We start from the raw sequence: 22,671 nt of genomic DNA, 5'->3' as shown, positions 1-22,671 counted from the left end.
TATGTCCAGCTCAGAGGCTGCTGCCCTGCTCACCTGGACCACCAGCCAACGCCCGCTCGACCTCAGCTGCGGGGAAGGGAGTGCGCTTGCTCTGGGTAAGCAGTCGGTGATGGAAGTCGTCCAGCACGATTGCGTGCGGAGCGTGACGGTCGATGATCGCGCCGATGTCGGGCGCAATGTCGGCGGGTTGGCAGCCGTCGACCCATTCGCGCAGGAAGGCTCCGTGTTCGGTGCCACCGCGCACGTGGTGTGGCAGGTGGTGGCGAAGCAGGTGGTTCGGTGCGTAGGAGCGGTCGTACACGAGGTGATCATCGAGGAAATCACGCTCCTCCGACGAGAGTTCGAAATCGCGGCTCAACGCGAGCCCGAAGTCCGCGAAGTACACCCGCTGTCCGTCGGTGAGCAGATTGGCGAAGTGCGCGTCGAAGTGGACCAGTCCGCGCGCGCTCATCAACTCCGTCCCCCGGGACAGCGCATTCTCGACCCACGGATAGGGCGACTCGCCCGACTGCCGTGGGGTCGCGTCTCGGCTGTCGACCAGCCACTCGGCGAGCGTCTGTGGCACGTGCTCCAGGAAGAGCACCAGGCTGAAGGAGGAGCTACCGATGGCCTCCAGCCGACGACGCACGGCCGACGATCCCTCCCAATGTGCCACGGCGCCCTCCACTCCGCCGAACCCGTCAACGAAGCCGGCAGGAGGACTGTCCGGCAATACCCGCCAGTGATACAGCAGCGGGAAACCCGCGTACTCGTTCTTCAGTGCCCATCCCGTCGTCAAGATGTGCGCGGCCAGCTCACGCCAGGCACCGAACCCCGTCGACCCCACGCCGTACTGGTAGAAGAGAGGGAGATCGAACACATTGGCTGTCGACCGCACGTGCTCCGGCCGCAACTCGATGTCTGTCAGCGGGACCCGCTTGACGAAGACGCGCATCCCCTCGACGTCCAACTCCGCCGCCCTACCGCCGATACCGCGGCCGAGACTCGGCGCCGCGGACACCGCATCCCCAAGCCGACGGTCACTCAACAGGGACAGCCGTGATCCCACGGCCGCGTAGGCGGACACTCGCGCGGCATGCCCTGACTCGGTCACATCCATCGGCGGCTCCAGACTGACGTCAAAACCCGGATTCTGTTGATCAGGCCAGAGCCTTGAAAGCGACTCCCGAAGCCGACGTCAAATGACCCCGTGCCGACGCCAGACGACTCCTCAAGGAACCTCCACCGCCGGTCTGCTTCTCCGCAGGCCGACCGGTCAGGCAGTAGGCGGTGCGGCGAAGGGCATGACGAGCAACCAGTGTTGATTGACACCAGAGTGTTCGCTCCACAGCACCGGCCAGGTGCCACGCTCCGCTTCATGCGGCCTGTCGAGCACCAGACCGGTTGCGGCGTTCTCAAGATAGTGCGCGCGATGGCCGGGAGCCGGCTTGAGGCGCCACCGCTGCCGCGGCCCATTGGTCTCGGCGCACATCTGCGGATGATCCCCCTCGTGACTGCCGCGGCCGTCGAGAAACAGGTTGTTGCTGAGGGAGACGATGCGCACTTCGCCTTCATGCCCCGAGGGAATGAGCCGCCACAACTGATGGACCTGACCGTGCGCTGTCCACAGATGCGGATGTGAACTGTCCTCGGTCCGGAAGGCCGTGTCCATCGCAAGGCCGGAATCCACGGATATGATGAGGAACGGGCCCGTCTGTGTGACGCTGCGTCGACGCCGCCGGAAGATCGCACCCACATCGGTGGTGGTGATCTTCAGAAAAGGTGGAAAGGGACTGATTTCCGCGCCGATTCGACGGTCTGCATCTGTCACGAACCCAGTGTAGTGCTGGAGCCGGAACGCCGTTGGGGACACTTAGATGGCGGCCCCTGCTTCGATGTCGAAAGGGACACCCGTGAGCTGTTCGCTCGCCGCCCAGAGCCGCCTGCCCGCCGCGGGGTCGTCGGCGTCTGTGGGGAGCTTGGCGGGCCTGGGGGTGCCGGAAGTCTGGTCGCGTCCGGCGGGGCCGATGAACCAGCCCGACTGGACGTGCGGACTGGTCGCCGCATACAGAGAAGGCCAAGCGGCGCCCTCGGCAGAGCCCATGAGCAGGCGTGCGGCGATCGGGGTCACCAGGCGGCTCAGGCTGCCGGTGCCGTGCTGCTGGAGATTGGTCATCGCCGACCCCGGGTGCACGACGAGTGCCTCGACGGGGCTGCTCGCAGTGCGGCGCGCGAGTTCGAGGGTGTAGACGATGTTGGCGCGCTTGGACTTGGCGTAGGCGCCCATGGCGCGGTAGCTCTTTTCACTCATCAGGTCCTCCAGCCTGCCCATCGGCCACCGCGCCGCGATGGCACTGACGGTGATCACGCGCGCTGCGGTCGAGCGGCGCACGGCCGGCCAGACCTGGGCGTTGAAGGCGAAGTGGCCGAGGTGATTGGTGCCGACCGTCATCTCGAGGCCGTCGTGGGTGGTTCGCCGCTCGGGCAGGTTCATCACGCCCGCGTTGTTGAAGAGCAGGTCGACCGTCTCGGTCTCGGCGATCCGAGTGGCGGTGTCGCGGACGGAGGAGAGGTCGGAGAGGTCGAGCACGAGGGTGTCCGTCCGGGCCTCTGGGGTCGCGGCGCGCACAGCCTCCGCGGCCTGGTCCAGCCTGGTCTGACTGCGGCCGGCCAGGATGACGCGGGCCCCGTGCCGGGCGAGCGCGTGGGCGGTCTCGAGTCCGATCCCGCTGTTCCCGCCGGTGATCAGCGCGGTGCGGCCGGCCTGGTCGGGGATGTCACCGGGGGTCCAGTGGTTCACTGTCGTCACGCTCCTCGGATGGTTTGACTTGTGCTCGGTCATGCGTCGCTGTAGCCGGAGTTCTCCCGGGCTGCCGCCGCGCCAGGTCGTGTCGTCCGCCCAGAACTGGTCGACAACGTCGAGACAGTCCCTGTAGACGACTTCCTCGATGAAGGGCGCGTCGGTCCTGGGGTCCTCGTGCGCAGCCCAAGACCTGCCCCCTCTTTTCAGACCGGCGGTCTGTTCGGCTGGAGCCAAACGTAGAAGACCGCCGGTCTGATGTCAAAAGACCGGCAGTCTGTAGCCTGGGGGCATGACGAACTTCCAGCGCGCGCGCAGTGAGGAGCAGCGTGAGGTACGGCGCCAGGCCATCCTCGACACCACCGCCGCCATGCTCGAGGAGATGCCCATCGGAGAGGTCAGCCTGAACGAGCTGAGCCGCCGCGTCGGGCTGGCGAAATCCAATGTGCTGCGCTACTTCGAATCGCGCGAGGCCATCCTGCTGGAGCTGCTCGACCGTGCCTGGCAGCAGTGGGTGGCCGACCTGCCTGCCCTTGTGCACGCCGGCGTCGACCGGGCAGCTCCGGTGAGCCGGCGGGCAGAGCAGTTCGCCGCCGTCATCGCGGCCTCCCTCGCCCGGCGCCAGGTCCTGTGTGACTTGCTCAGCGCGCAGGCGGGCGTGCTGGAGCACAACGTTTCTCCGCAGGTGGCCGCCCGTTACAAGCGCGCAGCCGTCGCCAACGTCGCCGACATCGCGGCGTTGGCCCACCAGCACCTCCCTGAGCTGGGCGACAGAGCACCACAGTTGACCGCAGCCATGATCATGGCGGTCGGGGCCGTATGGACACACGCGCGGCCCTCCCCCGCGATGCTCGCCGCCTACGAAGCCGACCCCTCGCTCACCGCGTTCAAGCTGGACTTCGTGACCACCCTGCAGGAGATGCTGGCCACGCTCACCGCAGGCACCATCGCCCGCGCCTCCGCCTGAGCCCGTCCAGGCAGCACCCGCTGGGCCCAGCCGACGGTGACGGCGGCGGTGGTGGCACCGGGACCGGGAGCGGTCCCCGCCCCGGCTGCGACTTCCGGCCCACCGGAGACCGCTCCATCCAGGACTCCCCCGCGCCGCCGCGTCACACTCGTCGCTGAGCCGTTCGGTGAGTACCTTGCGCGAAATGCCGAGGTCGGCCTGGATATGGTCGAAGCGGCACACCCCGGCCCACACGTCGCGCAGGATCAGCAGCGACCAGGGCTCGCCGATCACGTCTTCCGAAGAAGTCCCGGAGGGGATTCGATGACATTCATCAGACGCTTCGACCACGTCGGCATCACGGTCTCCGACCTCGACGCCGTGACGGCGTTCTTCGTCAGTCTCGGTCTGGAGGCCGATCGGAAGATGGCCGTCGAAGGCGAGTTCCTGGACACGGTGATCGGCATGACCGACGCCCGCACCGAGATCGTCATGCTGCGTCCGCCCGGCGGAGGTACGACGCTGGAGCTGTCGAGCTTCACGCGGCCGGACCACCTTCCGGGTTCGCCTGCCGCGCCGGCGAACGAGCTCGGCCTGCGCAACATCGCCTTCGAGGTGCACGACCTCCAGGCCGCGGTTGACCATGCAGTCGTCGACGGCTACGGCCTGGTGGGGGGCATCGGCGAATACGAAGGCGTGTGGCGGATGGCCTACGTCCGCGGGCCAGAGGGAATCATCGTCTCGCTGGCCGAGCGCATCGAGAAGTGAGGGGACATCATGAGCACCACCGTGACTGACGAACAGGTTCGGGCTCTGGCCGCGACCGCGAAGCCGTACAGCCTGGCGTTCCTTCGGTGGGGGCCGGAGCGGACCATGGACGGGGCGGACGCGATCGAACTCGAACACCAGCGGCGCATGGTGTCGCTGCGTGCTGAGGGGGTGATCGCGATCCTGTGCCCGGTCGCCTCCGACACCGTGGCCGGCGTCGCGATCATGACTGTGCCGGCCGAGGAAGCCGCGGAGATCATGGCCGGAGACCCCTGCGTGCGAGCAGGGATGATGAGTTGCGAGGTTCACCCGTGCCACGGCTTCCCCGGAGACGCCCTCCCCGCATGAACGATCCCGGCCGGGACAATCGGCACCTGTCCAATGGGCGCCGGTGATCGACTCGCCTACAGAGGCTCCTCGTAGGCGGCTGTCTGCGGCGAAGTCCGTCGGTCAGCGTCCGACTTCGATGTCCGACTTCGATGTTGGTCAGCACGAGCAGGGCGCCAACGGGCGCGGCTGCGTGACGCGCGTGCATGCGCTGCTTGCTGATGACGCGCCAGTTGTTCCGGCGTGCGAACGCGTGCGCCCACAGGTGGTGGTGATGCCGGTCGACTACGACGCCGAGGCTGGGGCCGCGCACGCAGCGGATGGTCGGCCTCGGTGAACACCGCCATGACCTGCAGGTAAGTGATCGTGCCGCCCTGCTGGAGGATGCCTCGCCTGCTCTACATGCGGCAGTACGCAGGAAAGTCGTTCGTCCATGTGCTCGACCATCAGGCAGCGGCGTCGTCCTCCAGGCGACCGAGACGGCGACGGCGAACACCGACGACGCCGTACGCCGTGTCTGCGAAGCCCGAGGCGCCGCGCAACCTCGAACCTTGATTCGATTATCATCGCACCCGTGCATGAGAACCCACCTGCTCGGCGACGTGGCCGCTCCCGCCGGGAGCAACGGCGTCGCCGCAGGGCCAGGCGACGCCGCATCACGTGGACTGTGACCTCGGTGGTCCTGATCAGTGGCGCCGCCACCTATGCCATCACCGGGACCGACTCCGGTGAGTCGTCCGCGCCCGCCCCGGCGAAGGCTCCGTCCTCACCGGCCGTCTCGGCGCGGGCGAAGGCAGGTGAGGCGCCTGCGGACACGCCGGAACCGGTGCCGTCGCCCACCTCGACGCTGAAGCCGTTCGACCTCGAACCGGCTCTGGCCCCCGTGACCGCGCTCTTCGGCGACAACCGGATGTCGGTGGCGATGCTGGACGTCGAGAGCGGTGCCATGGCGACGTACGGACACGACGCTTTCGACACCGCCAGCATCGTGAAGGTGGACATCCTGGCGACCCTGCTGCTCCAGGCCCAGGACGAGGGGCGGCGGTTGACCACCGAGGAGCGCGCCCAGTCCGCTGCCATGATCCAGAAGAGCGACAACGACTCCACCAGTGCGCTGTGGACCCGGATAGGCAGTGCCCCCGGGCTCGACGCTGCCAACGAACGGCTCGGCCTGATCCAGACACAGGGCGGTGAAGGAACCGTCTGGGGCATCACCCAGACCACGGCGGAAGATCAGATACGTCTGCTCCAGTCCGTGTTCGGCGACAAGTCGCCCCTGAGCGAGGCGTCGCGTGCCTACATCCAGGACCTGATGCAGCACGTCGTGGGAAGCCAGACGTGGGGCGTGTCCGCAGCAGCCGACTCGGGCACGACCGCACTGAAGAACGGTTGGCTCAAGCGGACTCAGACCAAGAAGTGGGACGTCAACAGCATCGGTCGGATACAGCATGACGGTCGCGTCTATCTGATGGCGGTACTCCTCAACAACTGCAGCACCCAGGAGGTCGGCATCAGCATCGTGGAGCAGGCAACACGCGCGTCCGCGACGGCGTTCTCCCGAAAGCTCAAGGAGAATCCCACTACTTGATGCCCGGAGCAGGGCAGAACCGCCTTCTCGAACCGTTTCGCGCGCGGTTCGGCCGCCCGGCTGACCTTGAAAGTCTTGGTGCCGTCCACGGAGGGGGCGTTGTACCGGGTCGTCTGCTGGCTGGACACGTTCAACATCGCTTATGGCCCCGTCGACCGGAAAGCCGGCTCGATAGGGCAGGCTCACTGCCTTGCGCTACCTCACCCCCGACGGCGCCGATCACGCCAGCCACGAGAAGCAGGGCAGCGTGTCCGCCGCTACATCATCCGGCGGAACAACGCGGTCCACAGGAAGGTCACGCCAAACAGCGCTGACTCTGGGGGCTCCTCCCGCATGCGGCGCAGTTCCACCTCCACCAGGTCCGAGAAGATCCAGCGCAGTGATTCGGGGGTGTAGGCGAGGCCGCCCTGCAACTCGCGTTCGCAGTAGAGGTCAGCGTCCGTGAGTTCCGACCCCATTCCCCCCTCGCCGGCGGCGAAGCAGGTCAGTGCGAGATGGCCGCCAGGGGCGAGGACCCGGTCGAGGAGGGCCAGGTAGCTGACCCGGCGGTGCGGCGGCAGGTGGTGGAAGCAACCCGAGTCGACGACCAGGTCGTACGGGCCGCTCAACTCGGCAGCGGGGAGTGCGAAAGCATCGCCGCACAGGAAGCGGACGTCGACTCCCGCCTCGTGAGCCCGGTCCTCCCCCCAGGCGACGGCCACCGGGGAGAGGTCGACTGCGTCCACCTCGAAGCCGCGTTCAGCGAGGTACACGGCATTGCGCCCCGGCCCGCATCCCAGGTCCAGGACCCGGCCGGGTGCGATCAGGCCCTGGTCGAGGTAGGCAGCCAGGTTCTCGTCCGGCTTCGACACGAAGAAGGGGACGGGCCTTGACCGGTCGGCATAGAAACGGTCCCAGAAGCCCCTGCCGTCGCCTGTCGCCGAGCGACTGGCCTCGGATTCGGATACGAAGAGCCCGTCCAAGAGCGCGAGAACGTCCTCGACGGTGCGTACGGTCCGGTCCATCCGGCCCCCTTTCGACCAATACCGATCATAGGAACGAGGATGCCAAAAGACCACGTCAAGACATGACCCCGACGCCGCGTCCGCCCAGCCATTCGTCAAGGGCCGGAACGCCCCGTCCGCACCCGAGCGGCCGGGTACTTCGGTCGGGTGTAGCGGGGGCTCTCCCGGCGCGTTCGCTGTCTGCGTCGGAGGGGCCGTCGTCCGGTTCGACGGAGCTCGGCCCTGTGGCTGTCCCCACCCCGGGGACGGTGGCTGACCGGCTCCTGGCAAGATCTCCAACTCCATACATTGAGCATCATGTTGAAGCGGACAGCACACATGGCCGTCACCCTCGGTCTCACTGCGGCAACCGTGGCCGCGACGGGCACCGTCGCCGCCGCGGAACACGGTGACAACTCGGTGGTACGGACCGACAAGGGCGCCGTACGTGGCACGACGACCGGCCCGGTGCGCGCCTTCCGGGGCATTCCCTACGCCGCCGCGCCCACCGGCGATCGGCGCTGGACGCCTCCCGCACCCGCGGCCCGCTGGTCCGGCGTCCGCGATGCCACCCGGCCGGGCAGCGCCTGTCCGCAGACCGGCTCCGTCCGGCCGGCAGGTCCCGCTCATCCAACGAGGACTGCCTCTATCTGAACGTCACCACCCCGCGCACCCCCGCCGCCGAGCCCAGAGCCGTCATGGTCTACCTGCACGGCGGCGACCACACCGACGGTTCCGGCGCCATGCACGGCGCCCAGCAGCTGGCCGCCCGGGGCGATGTGATCGTGGTGACGGTCAACTACCGCCTCAGTGCCCTCGGATATCGCGCCCATCCGGCCCTGGAGGCGCGCGGCGAGTCCGGCAACTACGGCTTCCTCGACCAGCAGGCAGCCCTGCGCTGGGTGCGGCGCAACGCCGCCGCCTTCGGCGGTGACCCGGACAACGTCACGCTCTTCGGCCAGTCCGCCGGCGCCCACAGCACCTGCGCTCACATGGTCGCCCCGTCCTCGGCCGGGCCCGAGCACCTGGTGTACGGCTTCGGCCAGAGCCCCTAACCCTACGGGCCGGTCTACGGCGGCACCCTGCTGCCGCGCACGCCGCAAGAGGCTTTCGCACCGGGCAGTACAACAAGGTGCCCGTACTCCAGGGCATCAACCGCCACGAAGGCCGGGCGGGAGCGTATGCGGCGGAGATGGGCAAGAAGGGAGCCACCGGGGACCCGGAAGCGGTGCTCGACCAGGCCGACTACCGCGCCCGTCTGGAACAGGAGTTCGGCCCGCGCAAGGCCGTCGCCATCGCCGCCCGCTACCCCGTCAGCGCCTACGACGGCAGCCCGGCCCTGGCACTGGGAGCGGTACTCACCGACGCCGACCAGGCCCGGCGCACAGTCGACACCGGTCGGACGCTTGCTCGGGGTGTCCGTACCTACACGTACGAGTTCGCCGACCACGAGACTCCTTGGTACGCGGATGCCGCGACGTACCCCAAGCCGTCGTTCCCGATGGCAGCCACGCACACGTTCGAGCTGCCCTACCTTTTCGAACTCACCGAGTTCGACCCGCTCACCGAGCCCCAGCAGGCTCTCTCCGACGCGATGATCCGCATCTGGTCGAACTTCGCCCGCACCGGCAAGGCCCCGTGGAAGCCCACCACCACCGCCTCCCCTAACGCGCAGTCCCTCGCCTCGGGACCGGACGGCGTGCACCCGGTCGACTTCGCCAAGGACCACCAGTACGACTTCTGGAAGTCCCTGGACTGACCACAGCGCGCACGCAGGTGTCGAGCAGGGGTCGACGGCGAGATTCCGGAGTGGCCCCGGCCCGCCGATGCACGCCTCCTTCACATGGCTGGTCGGCCCGCTCGGCCCGCGCACAGAGCGCCCTCCGGGTGACGGGGCGCTCGGACCGAATGAGCCGGGTCGCTATGCGGCCTGCGGGGGCTGGAGGTAGCGGGCCAGCAGGTCGTCCAGGCTCACGATGCCGGTGAGCCGCCCCGCGCCGTCGCGGACCACGGCGAGCGACGCCCGCCGTCGGCGCAGGACCTCGATGGCCTCGGCGACCGTGGCGTCCTCCGCCAGTTCGGGCACGGGGCGTGCCAGCGCGCGGGCGCCGGTCGCTCGCCCTTGCGCTCGCGCCACCAGGACGTCGCGGGCGTGCACGGAACCGAGAATCGCGTCCTCCTGGCGGACCAGCAGCCGGGTGCGGTCGTGCGCGGCGGCCAGGCCGAGGATCTCCTCCGCCTCGGCACCGGCGTCGACCGCGACGATGCCGGCGGCCGGGGTCATCAGGTCGCGCACGGGCGTCTCGGGCTCGGTCAGTGACCGGGTCAGCAGGTCGGAGTCGGTCTCGCTGATCAGACCGAGCCGTTCGGACTCCTCCACCAGGTGGGTGAGCTGGTCCCGGTTGTGGACGGAGGCCAGTTCGTCGCGCGGGGCGACCCGGCAGAGGCGGACCAGGGCGTTGCTGATGCGGTTGAGGACCCAGATCAGCGGCCGTACGGCGGTCGCGACGGCGCGGAAGGGCGGGGCCAGCAGCATCGCGGAGCGCTCGGGGTGGGCGATCGCCCAGGACTTGGGCGCCATCTCGCCGAGGACCATGTGGAGGAACACCACGACGATCATCGCCACGGCGAAGGCCACGCCGTAGCTGAGCGCGGTGGGCAGGCCCAGCTCGTGCAGCAGGGGATCGAGTTCGTGGGAGATCGCGGGCTTGGACACCGAGCCGAGTCCCAGCGTGCACACGGTGATGCCGAGCTGGGCGCCGGCCAGCATCAGCGAGAGTTCCCGCATGCCGGCCAGTGCGGCCTTGGCGCCACGCTGCCCGTCGGCCACGGCCTTCTCCATGCGGTGCCGTTTGGCGGCGACCAGCGCGAACTCGGCCGCGACGAAGAACCCACTGCCGACGAGCAGCAGGACGGTGACGAAAAGAGCCAACGGGAAACTCATGCCTGCTCCTCCGCCTTCTCGGCCAGCCACTCGATCCGGATCCGCTCGGGCACGTGCCGGTCCAGCGTGCGTACGTCGATCACGGCGCTGCCGCCTCCACGCAGGTCCACGGTGAGCCGGTCCCCGATCGCCGGGAAACGGCCGAGCCGGTCGACGATGAGCCCGGCCACGGTTTCGTAGTCGTCCTCCTCGGGCAGCTCGACGCCGGTGGCCTCGGCCACCTCGTCCAGGCGGCGCCCGGCGTCCACCAGCCAGCCCTCGCCGTCCGCGACGGCCACCTCGGTGACGGTGTCCGACTCGTCGGCGATGTCACCCACCAGTTCCTCGGCGATGTCCTCGTAGGTGACGACGCCGGCCACGCCTCCGTGCTCGTCCAGGACGACGGCGAACTCGTCGTCGTCCTCGCGCATCCGCTCCACGGCATCCGGCAGTGGCAGGGTGTCGGGCAGCAGCAGGGGCCGCCGGGCCGCTGCCCCGGCCGTGGTGACGGTGACCTGCCCGGCGGGCAGTCCCATCAGCTCCCGCACACCCAGTACGCCCGCGACGTCGTCCGGATGGTCGCCGAGTACGGGGTAGTTGGAGTGGCCGTGCTTGGCGATGAGGGTGACGGCCTCGGCGGCCGTGGCGTCCTTGCGGACGAAGACCGCGTCGGCGCGCGGCACCATCACCTCGTGCAGCGTCCGCTCGGAGAACTCCAGCGCGTGGTCGAGCAGCCGGGCCGTTCCCCGCGGCAGCTCCCCCTGTTCGTGGGACTCGCCGATCAGGTGGCCCAGCTCCTCCAGGGTGGCCCCGTGGTGCAGTTCCTCGACCGGTTCGATACCGACCCCGCGCAGCAGCCTGTTGGCCGCCCCGTCGAAGATCCGGACGACCGGGCCGACCACCTTCAGGTAGCCCAGTGTGGAACCGGCCAGTGCCTTGGCCAGCCTTTCCGGGACGGCGATGGCGAGGTTCTTCGGGGCCAGCTCGCCCAGCACCATCTGCACGACCGTGGCGAGGACGAAGGCGAGGACGACGGAGATGCCGGTGACGGCGCCGTCGGGGATGCCGACGCCGGACAGTACGGGCCGCAGCAGCGCGGAGACGGACGGCTCGGCGATGAAGCCGACCACCAGACCGGTCACCGTGATGCCGAGCTGGGCGCCCGAGAGCATGAACGACAGCCGCTCCAGCACCCTCAGGGCGCGCGCGGCCTTCTTGTCCCCCTCCTCGGCCTGGCGGGCGAGAGCGAGCCGGTCGGCCGAGACGTAGGCGAACTCCTGGGCGACGAAATACCCGGTACCCGCGGTCAGTACGAAGACGGCCAGTACACCCAGCCAGGCTTCCACGGCGCTCATCCCACATCACCCCACTGCCTGCCGTGCTCAGGAAGTACTGGGCGCAATGGTCGAGGACTGTGCCCCGCGGGGTCCGTCGGTCTGGCGGACAAGCTCTGGCTCCCTCGGTAGATGTGCGGACAGAGAACGATTGTGGCCGAAAACGCGTTCCCGACACCGGCACGCCTCGGCCCTGTGTCGGGACCGCTGCCTGCTCCGTCCTGGCAGATCACCGCAGGCCGACACCCTCGGGAGGGGCCTCTTTGGCCAGGTCAGGAACGTCTTTCGGCCTTTCCGGACGCGGCACGCCGGGACGCGCTCCCTGCCCGTCGGGTCAACTCTATGCTTCTACTCGTTTGTAGAAACAGGGCCGGGCACAACCCGGGCCGCACACCGATGGAGACGACACGTGGTTTCGATCGAGCTCGACAAGGTGACGGTGGCGGACCTGGCGGAATCGAAGCTCGTCCGCCGGGCCCGGGCACTCGCCGCTCTCGAAGCCGCCAAGTAGTCATCCGGCAGGTGGGCTCCGTGCCGTCCGCGCGCCCCCCTTCCGATCGGACGGCACCAATTCATGGAACACAAGTACGCATAAGGAGTGGACGCCACGATGGTGTTCAAGCGACTTCTCGGCTCGCTCGGCGTGGGCGCCCCCACGGTCGACACGGTTCTCGATCCGGCTCCCGTCCTGCCCGGCGGCACGCTCACCGGTCAGGTTCACCTGCAGGGCGGGCAGGCCGACTTCGACATCGAGCACATCACCCTCGAGCTCGTGGCCCGGGTCGAGGCGGAGCACGAGGACGGGGAGAGCGAGGGCGTCGTCGTCTTCGACCGGTTCACCGTCGGCGGCGGCTTCCGGCTCGGGGCGGAGGAACCGCGCAGCGTGCCCTTCCGGGTCACGCTGCCCTGGGAGACGCCGATCACCGAACTGTACGGGCAGCCGCTGGGCATCGTGCTCGGCGTGCGCACCGAGCTGGCCGTCGCCGGCGCCAAGGACAAGGGCGACCTGGACCAGCTCACCGTCACGGCCCTGCCGGTCCAGGAGGCCGTCCTGGAAGCCTTCGGGCAGCTCGGTTTCGGCTTCAAGTCCGCCGACCTGGAGTACGGGCACATCGGCGGGACGGGCCAGCAGCTGCCCTTCTACCAGGAGATCGAACTCGTCCCCGCCCCGCAGTACGCCCACCGGCTCAACGAGATCGAGCTGACCTTCCTGGCCGGACCCGGCGGGCTCGAGGTGGTCCTGGAGGCGGACAAGCGCGGCGGGCTCTTCTCCTCGGGCCATGACGCCGTCACCCGCTTCGCCGTCGGCCACCACGACGCCCGCGACTGGGCGACCGAGGTGGAGGGCTGGGTCCGGCAGCTCGTCGAGCACCACACGACGTACGGGGCGCAAGGTACTTATGGGCACGGCACGCCGTACGCCGACCACGGACACCACGACGCCCACGGCAACGGTGGTCATCACCACGACGACCATCGCTCAGGCCCGGGCGTGGGCACGGCCGTCGCGGCCGGAGCGGCCGGGCTCGCGGTCGGCGTGGTCGGCGGCATGGTGGCCGCGGAAGTCGTCGACGAGGTCGGCGACTTCTTCGAAGGCGACGACGAGGAGGAAGACGAGGGCTGAGCGCCTGCGCCCGCCCCAGGAGCACAGGTTCTGAACGGCGTCGCGCACAAGCGACCACCGATGCCGGACCAGTGCAGCGGTCAAGCCGGGGACGGCGAGGAAGGCGAGGAAGGCGAGTAAGTACGAACCCCTTCCTTCGTATCGGACGGTGTGGCCGTCGGCGGCTTTGTGCTGCGCCCCGTCGGTGCCCGGGCGCGCTCGTCGCCGCGTGCGCCGCCGTCGGTGGATGCGGCGCGGTCAGGCGGTCCGGAGTTCCGGGTAGTGCGGGAGCCGCCAGGCGCCGCCCCGGTCCCCCTTCGAGAAGCGGGTGGCCAGGTCGGGCACCCGCAGCCTGGTGGCCATGCCGGTGACGGTGAGGAAGGCGTCGATCGCCCGCTGGGTCATGGGCATGGCGAGTTTCAGGAGACGCGGGTTGACCTCGCCCTGGATCTCGTCGGTGAAGGGCCGCAGCGTGGTGTCGTAGTGCGCCAGCGCGGTCGGGAGATCGTCCGGGCGCCGGTTGATCTCGCCGGCCAGGACGTGGGCGCCGACCAGGCCGCCGGAGGTTCCCATGCCGCTGTAGGGGGATGCGCAGTGCGCGGCGTCGCCGGCGAGGACCACGCGGCCCCTGGACCAGGTGCCGGTGCGCACCTGGACGATCTCCTGGGAGTAGAAGAACGGGCTCGTCCTCATGCCGTCGACGAAGCGCTTGGTCTGCCATCCGGCGTCGCGGAACCTGTCGGCCCAGAACTCCCGCTGCTTCTCGACGGGTTCGCGGTGGATCGCGGATGCCTGCGCGGAGTCCTCGCGCAGGACGAAGTACACCTGTGTCTCGGTCGGGTTGTGGCTGCGGCGCATGATCTGGCGGCCGCCCGGGACCATACAGGTGTCGCGGATGTTGCTGTCGGAGGCGATCCGCGGGACGAACCAGTAGGCCATGTGGATGCCGACCCGCCAGTACGGGTCAGTGCCGTCCGGGAGGATCGCCCGCCGCAGCCGGGAGCCCTGTCCGTCCGCGGCGACCAGGAGGTCGTAGGTCTCCGACGATCCGTCGGAGCAGTGGGCGACGACCTCGCGCTCGTCCTGGTCGAAGCCGTCCACGCTCGTGCCGTAGACGTACTCCACGTCGTTTCCGGTCGCCTCGTGAAGGATGCGCACCAGGTCGCCGCGCATGATCTCGTACTCGGACGTCAGGCTCTGCCGGCCCCGGCCGGAGGTGTTGGCCATGAGGGTCGCCCTCGGCCTGCCGCGGGCGTCGAGGAAGGCGACACCCGCCTCGTCGACGAGCTTGCCGCGGACGGTGTCGAGCAGCCCCATGCGCCGGACGGCCTCGATGCCCTGGCCCCGGAGGTCGACCTGGGCGCCGGTGGCCCGCAGATCCGGGTACCGCTCCCTCACGGTCACCCGGTGCCCCCCTCTGACCAGCCAGTACGCCAGGGCGTGTCCGGCGATCCCGCCGCCGCCCACGAGAACCCGCAGGGAGGTCGTCCCTGACCGCTGTGCCATCGCCCTCACCCCAGAATCTATCGGTGAATGATTCCTTCCCAGAGTCATCTATCAGCGATAGGTTGTCAACGTGACCAAGATGAACCGGGAGACGGTGATCACCGAGGCGCTCGACCTGCTCGACGAGGTGGGACTGGACGGCGTCAGCACCCGGCGGCTGGCGAAGCGCCTGGGCGTCGAACAACCGTCGCTGTACTGGTACTTCCGCACGAAGAGGGATCTCCTGACGGCCATGGCGCAGGCCGCCATGGCCCCGCACGCGGCCGAACCGCTGCCGGAGCCCGACGAGGACTGGCACGGCTGGTTCCTGCGGAACACGCGCAGTTTCAGACGCACTCTGCTCGCCCGCCGTGACGGTGCACGCCTCCACGCCGGCAGCAGACCCACCACCGACCTCGACCGGGTCCGCCGCAAGATGGACTTCCTCGTCGCGTCCGGTGTGCCCGAGCGCCATGCGCAGATGGCGCTGCTCGCGGCCGGCCGCTTCACCGTCGGCTGCGTCCTGGAGGAGCAGGCGGAGACCGGCGCCGGTGACACGGCGGACCTCCCGGTCGACGTACCGGAGATCGGTCACGAGTCGGCGTTCGAGGCCGGGCTGGCCCTCATCACGGACGGGCTGGCCCGGCATGTGGACGCGAGGTAGGCGTGCCCACCTCGCCTCGTACACCAGCTACGTACTGCGCAGGCCCTCGCGGTGAGCAGGGTGCCGACGACTTTCCGGGCATGACGCGGAAGTGTGTACGACCAGCATGTCCCCACGAGTCCCGGCAGGCCTACCCGGGGCGTGCCCCCGGGTCCTCTGTCACGGGCAAGCATTCGGCGAGCAGGTCGACGACGTCGCGCCAGGCGCGCCGCGCGTGCCGTGGGTGGTAGCCGACGCCGGGGACCGTGGGGTGGTCGACGGGCGGGTGGTGGAAGGCGTGCAGGGCTCCGCCGTAGACCGTGAGGCGCCAGTCGACGCCCGCGGCCTCCATCTCAGCGGTGAACGCGTTGCGTTGCGCGGGCGGCATGATCGGGTCCTCCGACCCGACGCCGGCCCACACCGGGCAGCGGATGCGCTCCGCCTCGCCGGGCCGGCCCGTGGTCAGTGCGTTGACTGTCCCGATCGCCCGCAGGTCGACGCCATCACGCCCGAGTTCCAGCCCGACGGCACCCCCGGTGCCGTAGCCGACGGCGGCGATCCGGGCGGGGTCGGTCCGCTGCTCGGTGCGCAACACGTCCAGCGCCGCATGGCCGATGCCCCGCATCCGGTCGGGATCGGCGAGCAACGGCAGGCAACGGGCCAGCATCTCCTCGGGGTCACCCAAATAGCGCCCGCCGTGCAGGTCGAAGGCGAGCGCCGCATACCCCAGCTCGGCGAGGGCATCGGCCCGACCGCGCTCGACGTCGCTGAGCCCCATGCCCTCCGGTCCGAGCAGCACCGCGGGCCGGCGGTCGGCGCCAGGCGGGAGCGCGAGGTGCCCGATCATCGTCAAACCGTCGGCCGGATACTCGACCGTACGCGTCGTGATCGTCGTCATGGGACCGGACTGTAGTGATCGTCGAGCCCGGTTCGGCCGGTGTTCTGCCGCCGGCAGAACTCGGCCTCGCCGGGCCGGCCGTTGACGCGGGCATCGCGGATGCGTTCGCGGATCGTCCGCGGAGGATCTGGATGCCACCGGCATCGCGACCACCGCCGGTGCCACCGGTGGCCCGCGCCCGCCTCAGCCCCGGGCGGGGAGGGTGATGCCGTAGGCCCGCATCTTGCGGTAGATCGTCGTACGGGAGATGCCGAGCCGCTGGGCCGCGAGCAGTTTGTTGCCGTCCGCCTCCAGCAGCGCCTGGACCAGGGTGTCGCGCTCGGACGCCTCCCAGACGCTCAGGGACCGGCTGCCCGCGCTGTGCAGGGAAGGCGGCAGGTCGCCGGCCTCGATCCGGTACGTACGGCGGGCCGCGGCGGCCTTGCTCAGTACGAGGCTCAGTTCGCGGACGTTGCCGGGCCAGTCGTGCCGGCGCAGCGGCGGTAGCACCTCCGGTGCGCATTCCACGCCGCCGCCGATGCGCCGCAGCAGGCAGTCGACCAGCGCCGGGAGGTCGGTGAGGCGGTGCCGCAGCGCGGGCACCGCCGCGGCTTCGAGGAAGCAGTGTCTGAGCGGCTCCGGTACGCCCGGTGCGCGCTGCAGGGTGCCGACCACCCAGGTGCCCCGGGCCGCCGCCGTGTCCAGTGCTTCGGCGACGGCGGCTTCGTCCTCGGGGCGGACGTCGTCGACGTTGCGCAGGATCAGGGCGCGGCCCGGTCCGGCGGGCGCCGCGCGCAGGGCGGCTGCCGGACCGGGCCCGGCGTGCGGGGTGCCGGGGGCGGCGGCGTCCACGACGACGGGCGCCCAGGGCGCCCCCGTCAGCGCGTGCGCGGCACGGACCAGGGTGGCCTTGCCGGTGCCGGTCTCGCCGTGGAGCAGCAGCGGGGTGCGCTCCCGTGCGCAGCGCGTGACCGTGCGGGAGACCGAGTTCCAGGCCGGGTCCGTGCCGGCCAGGCCCGGCAGCGGCCAGGGCACGGCCGCGCCGCTCTCCGCGCGGGAGCCATGGCGGGTTCCGGTACGTGATCCCGTGTCGAGGCCCGGGGCGTCGGCGGGCCGGTCCGTGAAGGCCAGCTCCAGCAGGTATCCGGCCGCGCCCGCGGAGCTGTCGACCTGCCGGCAGCGCATCATGACGCTCGCCCCGCCGGTCAGCCGCACCTCCCTGCGGGTGCGGGGCGCGTGCCCGAACTCGGCGGCGGCCTCGTGCAGCAGCCGGTGGTCGTCGCCGGTGAGCCTCGCCGAGGCGGCGGTGTTGGCGAGCACGAGGTCCTGGCCGAGGCAGAGCACCGGCCGGTCACCGTAGTGGGTGACCTGCTGGAACGCCTCCAGCAGAGCGCGCTGGTGCGCGCTGCTGAACTCGTACATCACGCGTTCGATGTCTTCGACGGCTTCCTGCACGAGGGCTGCCATGAGAGGGCGCGCCGGACCGTTCCAGCAGGTCAGGTTCATGGCTCCCTCGACCCGCCCGGTGACCGTGTTGCGGATCGGGGCGGCAGCGCAGGAGACGCTCTGCAGGCGTTCGTTGAAGTGCTCGGTGCCCAGGACCACGTTGGGCCGGCGTTCCTCCAGCGCGACCCCGATGCCGTTCGTGCCGACGAACTGTTCGGCGTAGTTGAAGCCGGGTGCCAGGTGGACCCGGTCCAGGTGCGCCGAGAGCCGCTTCTCGCCGACGCGGCGGTCGCGCACCCAGCCGTTGCGGTCCGTCACGATCACGCTGGCGTCCGAGCCCGTCAGCGCCTGCTCCAGCCGGTCCAGGACCGGTGTGGCGGCACGTACCAGGCGGCTCTCCCGGTCGTAGTCCGGCTGGTAGGGGACGACCACCTCGTCCGTGCCGATCCCCAGGTACTTGGAACGCTGCCAGGAGTTGAGGATGCCCTCGGGGACGACCGCCGCAGGCAGTTCCGCGTTCTGCAGGAACCTCAGGCGTGCTCGCGCGATGGTTCGGTCGCGCGCTGTGCTGTCACTGAGCATGGCGCTCCTCCGGTGAGCGTGTTTCCGCCATATTACGAACGCGTTTGCACCTGTCAACGGGTGCTTCGGTACGGCTTTTCCCCGCCTTCGCCGTGCCCTGATCCGGGGCGGGCCGGGTGTGTTCCACATTGAAAAAGTCGACGGCGCTCCCCGCCCGCACGCTGTTGGACAGCACCGCACGAGAGCGCGGAGGCTCCCCGCCGAGCAGTCGAACCCTGGAGGACCCATGACTTCCGTCGACAACGCCACCCCCCGTATCGCCGTCGTCACCGGCGCGGCCCGGGGCATCGGCCGCGGCATCGCCGAGCGGCTGGCCGAGGACGGTCTCGACGTGGTCGTCGCCGACCTCCCCGGCATGGCCGAGGAGTTGAGCGCGGTGGCGGCCGGCATCGAGAAGACCGGCCGCCGGGCCCTCGCCGTGCACGCCGACGTGACCAGCAAGGAACAGACCGACGCGCTCGTCGCCGCGGCGGCGGACCGCTTCGGCCGGGTCGACGTCTACGTGGCCAACGCCGGTATCGCCCGGGTGACCCCGCTGCTGGAGACCGACCTCGACGAGTTCGAGCAGGTCATGGCCGTGAACCTGCGCGGCGTCTTCCTCTCCTACCAGGCCGCCGCGCGGCAGATGATCGCCCAGGGCGGCGGCGGCAAGATCATCGGCGCCGCCTCGATCGTCGCGCACCGCCCCTTCGCACTGCTCGGCGCCTACTCGGCGTCGAAGTGGGGCGTACGCGGGCTGACCCAGGCCGCGGCGATGGAGTGGGCGCGCCACGGCATCACCGTCAACGCGTACTGCCCGGGCATCGTCGGCACCGACATGTGGGACCTGATCGACGAGCGGCTGGCCGAGGAGGCGGGCATCCAGAAGGGCCAGGCCATCAAGAAGCACGCGGAGGCGATCGCCCTCGGCCGGGTCGAGGAACCCGCCGACGTCGCGTCCTTCGTCTCCTACCTGGCCTCACGGGACTCGGACTACATGACCGGCCAGTCGGTGATGATCGACGGCGGCATCCAGTTCGCCTGACCCGCGCCGTCCATCCCTCCTGCCCGGCACCGCCGAGCGCCCACTCGGCCGACCACCCACCGCGAACGAGGAGTGACCGATGTATTCCAAGGACGGCGAGAACTACTTCATCGTGGACGCGCACGTCGCCCTCTGGGACGCGCGCCGCGAGAACCAGCGCAACATCCACGGCAAGCAGTTCATCGACTGCTTCTACGACTACCACCGCAACCTGAGTCCGGCGTCGGAGCTCTGGCCGTACGAGGACTTCTTGTACCAGGGCGGCGAGCGGCTGATGAAGGACCTGTTCACCGACGGGTACGTGGACCACGCGATCTTCCAGCCGGCGCATCTCGGGGCGTTCTACAACACCGGCTTCGGGCAGACCGAGGAGGCCTTCGCGCTCACGCGGAAGCACCCCGGCATGCTCACCTACAACCACTGCTTCGACCCGCGCTTCGAGGAGGCGGGCCTGAGGCAACTGCGCGAGGACGCCGCCCGCTTCGGCCTGAAGGGCGTCAAGCTCTACACCGCCGAGTGGAAGGGCGACTCCCGCGGCTACAAGCTCAGCGACCCGTGGACCTACCGCTACCTGGAGGCCTGCCGGGAGCTGGGCATCAAGAACATCCACATCCACAAGGGCCCCACCATCCGGCCGCTGGACCGGGACGCCTTCGACGTGGCCGACGTCGACGCGGCAGCCAGCGACTTCACCGACCTGAACTTCGTGGTCGAGCACTGCGGTCTGCCCCGCCTCGAGGACTTCTGCTGGATCGCCACCCAGGAGCCCAACGTGCACGCGGGGCTCGCCGTCGCGATCCCGTTCATGCACACCCGGCCCCGCTACTTCGCGCAGATCATCGGCGAGTTGCTGTACTGGCTGGACGAGGACCGCATCCAGTTCTCCAGCGACTACGCGCTGTGGACGCCCAAGTGGATCGTCGAGCAGTTCGTCGACTTCCGGATCCCCGACGACATGACGGGCGAGTACCCGCAGCTCACCGTCGCCCAGAAGAAGAAGATCCTCGGACTGAACGCGGCCGCCATGTACGACATCGAGGTCCCGGCGGGCCTGGGCCTCGCCGAGCCGGCGGTGGTCTGACATGTGGGCCGCGCAACTCGAGGTGGCGGCGCGCGCCGCGCTCGACACGGTGTACGACCCCGAGCTGGACGAGCCCGTCACCGACCTCGGCTTCGTGCGCTCGCTGACCGCCGATGACGGCCGCGTCACCGTGCACCTGCGGCTGCCGACCTCGTTCTGCTCACCGAACTTCGCCTACCTCATGGCCTCCGACGCCAAGGACGCGCTCAGCGCCCTGCCCGGTGCCCGGGAGGTCACGGTCCTGCTCGACGACCACCACGACTCCGATCTCATCAACCGGGGGCTGGCCGCCGACGCCGGGTACCGCGGCACCTTCGGCCACGAGGCGGAGCAGGACCTGGAGGAGCTGCGGGGCATCTTCCGGCGCAAGGCGCACACCGCCGCGATGGAACGGGCGCTCACCGCGCTGCTGCGCGCCCGGCCCGACCTGGCCGAGGAACAGCTCGGCGACGTCGTCCTCGGCGACCTGCCGGACACCTCCGCCACCCGGGCACTGCTGCGCCGCCGCGCCGCCCTCGGGCTCGGCACCGCCCCTGCCGACCCGGCGCTCGTGGACGACGACGGCCGGCCCTGCCCGCGGGGGGAGATCCCGTTGCGGCTGCGGTTCGCCCGCTCCGTGCGCATCTCCGTCGACGGCAACGCCCACTTCTGCCGGGGCCTGCTGCGCACCCGGTACCCGCAGTCCGCGGCCGACCAGTCCATGCGCCCGGAGGAGTTCCCCGCGGGCGGGAAACCCGTAGGGGCCGGGGAACCCGTACCCGCGGCCGAGCTCTTCCGGCGCTCCGCTCCAGCGAAGGAGAACGTCTCGTGAAAGCAGTCCAGGTGGTGGGCTACGGCAAGAACCTCGAGCTGGCCGAGGTCCCGGCCCCCGAGGTCACCGGCCCGTACGACGTGATCGTCAGGATCGGCGGCGCCGGGGTGTGCCGTACCGACATCCACATCCTGGAGGGGCAGTGGGCCGGGAAGTCGGGGGTGGAGCTGCCGTACACGATCGGTCACGAGAACGCCGGGTGGGTCCACGCGGTCGGCAGCGCCGTCACCAACGTGTCCGAGGGCGACAAGGTCATCGTGCACCCGCTGATCACCTGCGGGCTGTGCCGGGCGTGCCGGGCCGGTGACGATGTGCACTGCGAGAACAACCGGTTCCCGGGCATCGACACCGCGGGCGGTTACGCCGAGTACCTGAAGACCTCCGCGCGCAGTGTCGTTCGGCTCGACGACTCCCTCGAACCGGCGGACGTCGCCGCTCTCGCCGACGCGGGCCTCACGGCGTACCACGCGGCGGCCAAGGCGGCCCGGAGACTACGGCCGGGCGACCGCTGCGTCGTGATCGGCGCGGGCGGTCTCGGTCACATCGGCATCCAGGTGCTGGGCGCCCTCACCGCCGCCGAGATCGTCGTCGTCGACCGCAACCCCGACGCGGTCGACCTGGCCGTCTCCGTCGGGGCCGACCACGGTGTCCTCGCCGACGGCGGCCACGTGGACCGGGTGCGCGAGCTGACCGGCGGGCACGGGGCGGAGGCGGTGATCGACTTCGTCGGTGAGGGCGGCTCGACCGGGGACGGCATCGGCATGCTGCGGCAGGCCGGCGACTACCACGTGGTCGGCTACGGCGAGAACATCGACGTCCCGACCATCGACGTCATCTCCGCCGAGATCAACTTCATCGGCAACCTCGTCGGTTCCTACAACGACCTGTGCGAGCTGATGGTCCTCGCGGCGCGGGGCCGCGTGCGCCTGCACACCGCCAAGTACTCTCTCGACCGTTTCCAGGACGCCCTGGACGACCTGGACGGCGGCCGCATCCGGGGCCGCGCGATCCTTGTCCCGTGACCCGGCCCCGGGTGACGGAGCCCCGAGCACGAACAACGAAGGAAGCAAGGCCTTGATCTTCATCACCGCGAAGTTCCGTGTCCTCCCCGAGCATGCCGACCAATGGCCGCAGGTGGTGGAGGAGTTCACCCGCGCCACGCGGGCCGAACCGGGTTGCCTGTGGTTCGACTGGTCCCGCAGCCTCGACGACCCGACCGAGTACGTCCTCGTGGAAGCCTTCCGGGACGACGAGGCCGGTGCGGCGCACGTGGGCTCGGCGCACTTCAAGGCGGCCCAGCGGACGCTGCCGCCCCACCTCGCGACGACCCCCAGGATCGTCAACGCCAACGTGCCCCAGGACGACTGGTCGCTGCTCGGCGAGATGGCGGTCGACGCGGGCTGACGCCGGCGAGCGCGGCAGGGGGGCGGCAGCCGGTGGTACGGCTGCCGCCCCCGCGGCCGGTCCGGCA

At 70.0% G+C, this 22,671-nt stretch carries 22 protein-coding genes and 2 pseudogenes; 14 read left to right on the top strand and 10 right to left on the bottom strand.

The window, feature by feature from the left end:
- Positions 1-10: 10 nt before the first annotated feature.
- The 3 genes from Sru02f_RS18900 to Sru02f_RS18890 form a co-directional block, all read right to left on the bottom strand.
- Positions 11-1,099, bottom strand: a complete 1,089-nt coding sequence (locus tag Sru02f_RS18900) for a protein kinase family protein (RefSeq protein WP_109031183.1) — start codon at positions 1,097-1,099, stop codon at positions 11-13.
- A 156-nt stretch (positions 1,100-1,255) separates the two neighbouring features.
- On the bottom strand, positions 1,256-1,810 hold the full coding sequence (locus Sru02f_RS18895; RefSeq protein WP_159107515.1) for an RICIN domain-containing protein: 555 nt from the start codon (positions 1,808-1,810) through the stop codon (positions 1,256-1,258).
- A 42-nt stretch (positions 1,811-1,852) separates the two neighbouring features.
- Positions 1,853-2,788 carry an oxidoreductase gene (locus tag Sru02f_RS18890; RefSeq protein WP_109031181.1) on the bottom strand — a complete coding sequence of 312 codons (936 nt, stop codon included), beginning with the start codon at positions 2,786-2,788 and terminating at the stop codon, positions 1,853-1,855.
- A 283-nt stretch (positions 2,789-3,071) separates the two neighbouring features.
- Here Sru02f_RS18890 and Sru02f_RS18885 point away from each other — a divergent pair, with 283 nt between their 5' ends.
- Positions 3,072-3,746, top strand: coding sequence for a TetR/AcrR family transcriptional regulator (locus Sru02f_RS18885; protein WP_109031180.1), 675 nt, complete (start codon positions 3,072-3,074; stop codon positions 3,744-3,746).
- 138 nt (positions 3,747-3,884) lie between these two features.
- On the opposite strand, the pseudogene Sru02f_RS38090 reads toward Sru02f_RS18885, so the two are convergent.
- Positions 3,885-4,076 (bottom strand): annotated as a pseudogene (locus Sru02f_RS38090) (winged helix-turn-helix transcriptional regulator); the annotation flags it as partial.
- Between Sru02f_RS38090 and Sru02f_RS18880 the strand changes: the two are divergent.
- From Sru02f_RS18880 to Sru02f_RS18865, 4 genes are all read left to right on the top strand, one after another.
- Positions 4,050-4,493, top strand: coding sequence for a VOC family protein (locus Sru02f_RS18880; RefSeq protein ID WP_109031179.1), 444 nt, complete (start codon positions 4,050-4,052; stop codon positions 4,491-4,493). The pseudogene Sru02f_RS38090 and the gene Sru02f_RS18880 sit on opposite strands and share 27 nt — an antisense overlap.
- A gap of 9 nt (positions 4,494-4,502) precedes the next feature.
- Positions 4,503-4,841: a YciI family protein gene (locus Sru02f_RS18875; RefSeq protein ID WP_109031178.1), complete on the top strand. Its 339-nt coding sequence runs from the start codon at positions 4,503-4,505 to the stop codon at positions 4,839-4,841.
- Positions 4,842-4,959: 118 nt separating this feature from the next.
- Positions 4,960-5,157 (top strand): hypothetical protein, encoded by a 198-nt coding sequence (locus Sru02f_RS18870; protein WP_159107514.1) that lies wholly within the window; start codon positions 4,960-4,962, stop codon positions 5,155-5,157.
- A gap of 237 nt (positions 5,158-5,394) precedes the next feature.
- Entirely contained in the window at positions 5,395-6,408 is a 1,014-nt protein-coding gene (locus tag Sru02f_RS18865) for a serine hydrolase (protein ID WP_109031177.1), read from the top strand.
- Positions 6,409-6,665: 257 nt separating this feature from the next.
- Here Sru02f_RS18865 and Sru02f_RS18860 read toward each other — a convergent pair whose 3' ends face one another.
- Positions 6,666-7,412 carry a class I SAM-dependent methyltransferase gene (locus Sru02f_RS18860; RefSeq protein WP_109031176.1) on the bottom strand — a complete coding sequence of 249 codons (747 nt, stop codon included), beginning with the start codon at positions 7,410-7,412 and terminating at the stop codon, positions 6,666-6,668.
- Positions 7,413-7,709: 297 nt separating this feature from the next.
- Here Sru02f_RS18860 and Sru02f_RS18855 point away from each other — a divergent pair.
- Together Sru02f_RS18855 and Sru02f_RS18850 are read left to right on the top strand one after the other, a co-directional pair.
- A pseudogene (locus tag Sru02f_RS18855) lies at positions 7,710-8,446 on the top strand (carboxylesterase family protein).
- Positions 8,374-9,150, top strand: coding sequence for a carboxylesterase family protein (locus tag Sru02f_RS18850; RefSeq protein ID WP_109031175.1), 777 nt, complete (start codon positions 8,374-8,376; stop codon positions 9,148-9,150). Before Sru02f_RS18855 ends, Sru02f_RS18850 begins: the two are co-directional and overlap by 73 nt.
- A gap of 162 nt (positions 9,151-9,312) precedes the next feature.
- On the opposite strand, the gene Sru02f_RS18845 is transcribed toward Sru02f_RS18850, so the two are convergent.
- Both Sru02f_RS18845 and Sru02f_RS18840 read right to left on the bottom strand, forming a co-directional pair.
- Entirely contained in the window at positions 9,313-10,335 is a 1,023-nt protein-coding gene (locus tag Sru02f_RS18845; RefSeq protein ID WP_109031174.1) for a hemolysin family protein, read from the bottom strand.
- A complete protein-coding gene (locus Sru02f_RS18840) occupies positions 10,332-11,669 on the bottom strand; it encodes a hemolysin family protein (protein WP_109031173.1) in 1,338 nt (445 codons plus the stop codon). The genes Sru02f_RS18845 and Sru02f_RS18840 overlap by 4 nt, the downstream gene beginning before the upstream one ends.
- 589 nt (positions 11,670-12,258) lie before the next feature.
- Here Sru02f_RS18840 and Sru02f_RS18835 point away from each other — a divergent pair.
- Positions 12,259-13,272, top strand: coding sequence for a sporulation protein (locus tag Sru02f_RS18835; protein WP_174855045.1), 1,014 nt, complete (start codon positions 12,259-12,261; stop codon positions 13,270-13,272).
- A gap of 237 nt (positions 13,273-13,509) precedes the next feature.
- On the opposite strand, the gene Sru02f_RS18830 is transcribed toward Sru02f_RS18835, so the two are convergent.
- On the bottom strand, positions 13,510-14,757 hold the full coding sequence (locus Sru02f_RS18830; protein WP_109031171.1) for an FAD-dependent monooxygenase: 1,248 nt from the start codon (positions 14,755-14,757) through the stop codon (positions 13,510-13,512).
- 79 nt (positions 14,758-14,836) lie between these two features.
- Between Sru02f_RS18830 and Sru02f_RS18825 the strand changes: the two genes are divergently transcribed.
- Positions 14,837-15,400 carry a TetR/AcrR family transcriptional regulator C-terminal domain-containing protein gene (locus tag Sru02f_RS18825; RefSeq protein ID WP_244941824.1) on the top strand — a complete coding sequence of 188 codons (564 nt, stop codon included), beginning with the start codon at positions 14,837-14,839 and terminating at the stop codon, positions 15,398-15,400.
- 130 nt (positions 15,401-15,530) lie between these two features.
- On the opposite strand, the gene Sru02f_RS18820 is transcribed toward Sru02f_RS18825, so the two are convergent.
- The gene (locus tag Sru02f_RS18820; RefSeq protein WP_109031169.1) at positions 15,531-16,277 is read right to left on the bottom strand and encodes a dienelactone hydrolase family protein; all 747 of its coding nucleotides are present in this window, start codon (positions 16,275-16,277) and stop codon (positions 15,531-15,533) included.
- A 183-nt stretch (positions 16,278-16,460) separates the two neighbouring features.
- The gene (locus tag Sru02f_RS18815) at positions 16,461-18,284 is read right to left on the bottom strand and encodes a sigma-54-dependent Fis family transcriptional regulator (RefSeq protein WP_244941784.1); all 1,824 of its coding nucleotides are present in this window, start codon (positions 18,282-18,284) and stop codon (positions 16,461-16,463) included.
- 226 nt (positions 18,285-18,510) lie between these two features.
- Here Sru02f_RS18815 and Sru02f_RS18810 point away from each other — a divergent pair, with 226 nt between their 5' ends.
- The 5 genes from Sru02f_RS18810 to Sru02f_RS18790 all read left to right on the top strand — a co-directional run bounded on the left by Sru02f_RS18810 (position 18,511) and on the right by Sru02f_RS18790 (position 22,604).
- Positions 18,511-19,308: an acetoin reductase gene (locus Sru02f_RS18810; protein WP_109031168.1), complete on the top strand. Its 798-nt coding sequence runs from the start codon at positions 18,511-18,513 to the stop codon at positions 19,306-19,308.
- A gap of 79 nt (positions 19,309-19,387) precedes the next feature.
- Positions 19,388-20,389 (top strand): amidohydrolase family protein, encoded by a 1,002-nt coding sequence (locus Sru02f_RS18805; protein WP_109031167.1) that lies wholly within the window; start codon positions 19,388-19,390, stop codon positions 20,387-20,389.
- Between the two features lies 1 nt (position 20,390).
- Positions 20,391-21,200 carry an iron-sulfur cluster assembly protein gene (locus Sru02f_RS18800; RefSeq protein WP_109031166.1) on the top strand — a complete coding sequence of 270 codons (810 nt, stop codon included), beginning with the start codon at positions 20,391-20,393 and terminating at the stop codon, positions 21,198-21,200.
- Complete coding sequence (locus Sru02f_RS18795; protein WP_109031165.1) at positions 21,197-22,222, top strand: NAD(P)-dependent alcohol dehydrogenase; 1,026 nt, start codon at positions 21,197-21,199, stop codon at positions 22,220-22,222. Before Sru02f_RS18800 ends, Sru02f_RS18795 begins: the two co-directional genes overlap by 4 nt.
- A gap of 52 nt (positions 22,223-22,274) precedes the next feature.
- Positions 22,275-22,604 carry a putative quinol monooxygenase gene (locus tag Sru02f_RS18790; protein WP_109031164.1) on the top strand — a complete coding sequence of 110 codons (330 nt, stop codon included), beginning with the start codon at positions 22,275-22,277 and terminating at the stop codon, positions 22,602-22,604.
- Positions 22,605-22,671: the final 67 nt, after the last annotated feature.

Origin of the sequence: Streptomyces rubrogriseus (genome assembly GCF_027947575.1) — a bacterium.
Classification (GTDB): Bacteria; Actinomycetota; Actinomycetes; order Streptomycetales; family Streptomycetaceae; genus Streptomyces; species Streptomyces rubrogriseus.
Note: the sequence above shows the minus strand (reverse complement) of the source record. Positions and strands in the feature narration are given on the sequence as shown.